A 4,371-nucleotide genomic window follows, 5' to 3' on the forward strand; every position below is an offset into this window, starting at 1 on the left:
CGTAGGTGTAGAGGAAGGACATCGCGATGATCAGCATGATCATCGACGACTCGCGGGCCGTGCCGGAGAGGATCACCTTGAGGTCGTTCCAGCGCCAGCAGCCGTAGATCGCCATGACCATGAGCAGCGCACCGAAGGCGCCGATACCGGCGACTTCCGATGGCGTTGCCCAGCCACCGTAGAGGGCGACCATGACGATGATGATCAGGCCGATGAAGGGCGCCAGGCGGGGCAGCGTTTCAAGGCGCTGTTTCCAGCTGTACGACTCTTCCGCTGGCATGGCGATGCCGGTCGAGCGATTTGCCGAAATTTTTTCGTTCTTTTCCGCCCAGGATTTGTAGACCACCCAGATCGAGAACATCGCCGTCAGCATCAAGCCGGGGCCGACGCCGGCCATGAACAGCTTGCCGATCGACTGTTCGGTGGCCAGGCCATAGAGAATCAGCGTCAGCGACGGCGGAATCAGGATGCCCAGCGTGCCGCCGGCAGCGATCAGGCCAGTCGCCAGACGCTCGGAATAGCCGCGTTTGCGCATTTCCGGAATGCCCGAGGAACCGATGGCCGAGCAGGTTGCCGGCGACGAACCGCACATCGCAGCGAACACCGAGCACGCCAGCGTATTGGCCAGCCCGAGGCCACCCGGCACCTTGTACAGCCAGCGGTTCAGCGAGTTGTAGAGATCGGCGCCAGCGCGCGATTTGCCGATGGCGGCGCCCATCATGATGAAGAGCGGAATAGTCAGCAGCGTGAAGCTGTTCAACTCGGAAAAGATGGTTTCAGCGATGATCGACAGCTGCGCCACCGGCATGAAGAAGTACATGAAAATCAGGGCGACCGAGCCAACGGCAAAGGCAATCGGCATCCCGGAAAAGAGGAATATGAAAGTGGCGGCCGCGTAGAGCAAGCCTAAGGTTCCGACGCTCATTTGCGCTCTCCTTCGTCGTCGTGCTGGATGCGTTCGATGGCCACCTGAATGGCTGCATTGTGTTGCGGCGGCGGCCGGTGCGAGCGCATGGCTTCCGGCAACGAGTCTTCGATGAACTGGACAAAAATCTGCAGGGCAAGCGAGGTCATGCCGAATGCCATGGTGGCGAAAACCGGCCACATCTTCGGCGCCCATGATGTATCGCTCATCCGGCCTTCGTCCCAGGCTTCGTAGAACAAGTGCCAGCAGTTCCAGGCAACAAAGGCGCAGAACAGGAAGGACAACAAGTCGGAAAATGCCATACGCCACTGTGTCCAGCTTGGCGGCGTGATTTCGTCGAGAATTTCGATCGTCACATGGCCGCGATTGAGCTGGGTATGGGCGGCGGCCAGAAAGCTGGAAGCGATCAGTAAATAGACACAAAACTCGATTTCCCAATCGGTCGGCCAGGCAAAGATGTAACGGACCGCGACTTCGAAGACGAGGACGCCGGTGGCGATGACGATCAAAAAGGCCGACAGGTAACCTGTCGCGACATTGAAGGCCTTGACCGCTCGGCTGATGAAATATCCGGGGCTCATGATTCACCTTTAAGAAGGATGGGCCGGGCCATGCCCGGCCGGGTTATTACTTGACCGACAGCGCCATGTCGAGCAGGGCGCGGCCATCCTTGATGTTTTCGGCGAAATCCTTGAAAGCCGTCTGTTCGGCGATCGCGCGCCAGGCCAGGAAAGCCTTCTCATCCATGTCGGCCACCTTGGCGCCGGCTTTGGCGAAGACTTCAGCCATGCGCTGATCGTCCTTCTTGGCCTCTTCGACACCGAATTTCTCGAGGCTGGCGCCGACTTCGCTGATGATCTTCTGTTGCTCCGGCGTCAGCGAATCATAGAGACCCTTGGAAATCAACAAGGGCTCGAACATGAACCAAAAGCTCTTGTTGCGCGCCGTCGTCACGTATTTGCTGAACTCCTGCAGACGGAAGCTGATCAGCGAGGTGCTGGAAGTCAGCGCTGCATCAAGCACACCGGACTGCATCGCACTGTAGATTTCCGAAGACGGCATGCCGGTCACTGCGGCACCGGCGCCCTTCAGCATCTGGTCCATTTCCTTGCTGCCGCCGCGGAACTTCAGGCCCTTGGCGTCATCGGGAGCGACGACCGTTTTCTTGGTCGAGGCGATGCCGCCGGCCTGCCAGATCCAGGTGACGATCTTGATGTTCTTGTCGGCCAGGATGCGGTCGAGCTCCTTGCCGACCGGTGCCGTTTTCCAGCGCATGCCCTGTTCGTAGCTGCTGACCAAAGTCGGCATCAGCGTGATGTTGACCTGGGGAATTTCGCCGCCACCATAAGCCAGCGGGACCAGGCTCATGTCCAGCGCGCTCTTGCGCAGAGCACCGATCTGGCTGTTGGTCTTCATCAACGAACTGCCCGGATAGATCTCGAACCTCAGACTACCCTTGGACTGCTTCTCGACTTCTGCCACGAAGCGGCGGACAAGCCGATCGCGGAAATCGCCATCCTCATTGGTGGCGGCAGGAAACTGGTGGGAAATCTTGATGACACGCGGCGCCTGCGCATGGGCGGCAGGCAGTGCACAGGTCAGGGCGGCGGCAGCGATGGCGAGCGTAAGGTGGCGTTTAGTCTTGCTGAACATGGATATCTCCTCCTGGGTTAGAAAAGCACTGACGGTGAAACCTCACTGGCTGGCTTATCCGCACCCGGGAATACCGCACTATTGTTTTGTGTTCAAAAATCACCGTTGTGTATACACAATAAGCAAGTATTGAATACTGGTCAACTAATTTCGTATAATTAAACTATTGCCACATGCTGGAGCATGAGTCGTGAACAACCCCGCCGAAACCCCCGCCATTACCCGCCACTCAGAACGCCTGGGTGAACTCATCGAGGAGCGCATCGTCACCGGCGTCTATCCGCCCGGCACGCGGCTCGACGAGCAGGAGCTGGCCGACACCTTCGGCGTTTCACGGACACCGGTCCGCGAAGCGCTGATTCAGCTTGCCTCGGTCGGCCTGATCGAGATCAAGCCGCGGCGCGGCGCAACGGTGCCCGAAGTCGGGGCCGACCGGGTTTGCGAAATGTTCGAGGTCATGGCCGAACTTGAAGCGATGTGCGGCCGACTCGCCGCCCGGCGCATCACACCAAGCGAGCAGGTGGCCTTGCAGGAAGCCCATGGCGCCTGCGAAGCGGCGCGCGACGCAAACACCCCGGATATTTATTACCAGTTGAATGAGGTTTTCCACCAGCGCATCTACGAAGCCAGCCACAACGGCTTCCTCGTCGAGCAGACAAGCGCGCTGCACCGCCGGCTACGCCCCTATCGGCGGCTCCAGTTGCGCGTGCGCAACCGGATGAACAGCTCGTTCAACGAGCATCAAGCCATTGTCGATGCCATCATCAAGGGCGACAGCGAACTGGCAACGGCACTATTGCGCGCCCACGTCACCGTTCAAGGAGAACGGTTCGCCGACCTGGTCGCGACGCTGCGCGACTTCAAGGCCGGCACCTGAGAGAACTCAGCCGATCAGGCTGTAGAGCATCTTGCTGGCGAGCAGGGCAAGGAAGGCGCCAAAGGCGCGTTTCAATTTCTTGACCGGCAGCCGATGGGCCAGCCGGGCACCGACCGGCGCCATCAGGATGCTCATCACGACGATACCGACGAAAGCCGGCAAATAGACATCGCCGAAGGTATAGGGCGGCAGTCCGCTATCGCGCCAGCCGGCGACGATATAGCCGACGGCCCCGGCCACGGCGATGGGAAAGCCGAGCGCCGACGAGGTGCCGACAGCAGAGTGAATGGCGACGTTGCAGAACAACATGAATGGCACCGAGAGAAAGCCGCCGCCCGCCGCAACCAGACTGGAGACGCCGCCAATCAGGCCACCGGCGGCAAACAGCCCGAAAGCGCCGGGCAGTTGCCGGTGCGCGTGCGGCTTGAAATCAAGCATCATTTGCAGCGAAGCGTAGTAGACGATGACGACAAAAATCATCGTCATCGGCCCGGTCGGCACCTGACCGGCCACCAGCGAGCCACCAAAAGTGCCGAGCACCAAACCGGGTGCCAGGTTACGGACGACGTCCCAGCGCACAGCGCCATGCGCGTGATGGGCACGCATACTGGAAATCGATGTAAAAACGATGGTCGCCATCGACGTACCCAGCGCCAGATGCATAACATGGTCCGGCGGAAAATTCTGGGCGACGAACAACATGTACATGAACGGGACGAGGGTCAGCCCGCCGCCAACGCCAAACAGACCGGCAACGAAGCCGCCGAAGATTCCCAGCAGGGGATAGGCCAGCCACCAGATTGTCATGAGCTCTCTGCCATGAGACGGTTGATGAATGCCCATTCTTCGGGCGTGACCGGCATGATCGACAGCCGGTTGCCGCGGGCAAGGAGGCGCATGTTAGCAAGTTCGGGAT

General features: G+C 59.9%; 6 protein-coding genes. 1 reads left to right on the forward strand and 5 read right to left on the reverse strand.

Annotated elements, in window-relative coordinates:
* The 3 genes from ADADOO_RS05795 to dctP form a co-directional block, all read right to left on the reverse strand.
* Positions 1-925: TRAP transporter large permease (locus ADADOO_RS05795; protein WP_511275799.1), on the reverse strand; the 925-nt coding region annotated here is incomplete at its 3' end.
* A complete protein-coding gene (locus ADADOO_RS05800) occupies positions 922-1,506 on the reverse strand; it encodes a TRAP transporter small permease subunit (protein ID WP_511275801.1) in 585 nt (194 codons plus the stop codon). The genes ADADOO_RS05800 and ADADOO_RS05795, both read right to left, overlap by 4 nt.
* A 46-nt stretch (positions 1,507-1,552) precedes the next feature.
* Positions 1,553-2,578 (reverse strand): TRAP transporter substrate-binding protein DctP, encoded by a 1,026-nt coding sequence (dctP, locus tag ADADOO_RS05805; protein ID WP_511275803.1) that lies wholly within the window; start codon positions 2,576-2,578, stop codon positions 1,553-1,555.
* A gap of 190 nt (positions 2,579-2,768) precedes the next feature.
* Here dctP and ADADOO_RS05810 point away from each other — a divergent pair, with 190 nt between their 5' ends.
* Positions 2,769-3,455, forward strand: a complete 687-nt coding sequence (locus tag ADADOO_RS05810) for a GntR family transcriptional regulator (RefSeq protein ID WP_511275805.1) — start codon at positions 2,769-2,771, stop codon at positions 3,453-3,455.
* 6 nt (positions 3,456-3,461) lie between these two features.
* Here ADADOO_RS05810 and ADADOO_RS05815 read toward each other — a convergent pair whose 3' ends face one another.
* Entirely contained in the window at positions 3,462-4,262 is an 801-nt protein-coding gene (locus ADADOO_RS05815) for a sulfite exporter TauE/SafE family protein (protein ID WP_511275807.1), read from the reverse strand.
* Positions 4,259-4,371 (reverse strand): EVE domain-containing protein (locus ADADOO_RS05820; protein WP_511275809.1); only part of this gene is annotated, 113 nt, incomplete at its 5' end. The genes ADADOO_RS05820 and ADADOO_RS05815, both read right to left, overlap by 4 nt.

The sequence above is a fragment of the Azonexus sp. genome (assembly GCF_036170495.1).
In the GTDB taxonomy this organism is placed as follows: Bacteria; Pseudomonadota; Gammaproteobacteria; order Burkholderiales; family Rhodocyclaceae; genus Azonexus.

Bases quoted from the DNA above. Each gene is read 5' to 3' on its own strand.
- dctP (WP_511275803.1), bottom strand. From the start codon at position 2,578: ATGTTCAGCAAGACTAAACGCCACCTTACGCTCGCCATCGCTGCCGCC.
- ADADOO_RS05800 (WP_511275801.1), bottom strand. From the start codon at position 1,506: ATGAGCCCCGGATATTTCATCAGCCGAGCGGTCAAGGCCTTCAATGTC.
- ADADOO_RS05815 (WP_511275807.1), bottom strand. From the start codon at position 4,262: ATGACAATCTGGTGGCTGGCCTATCCCCTGCTGGGAATCTTCGGCGGC.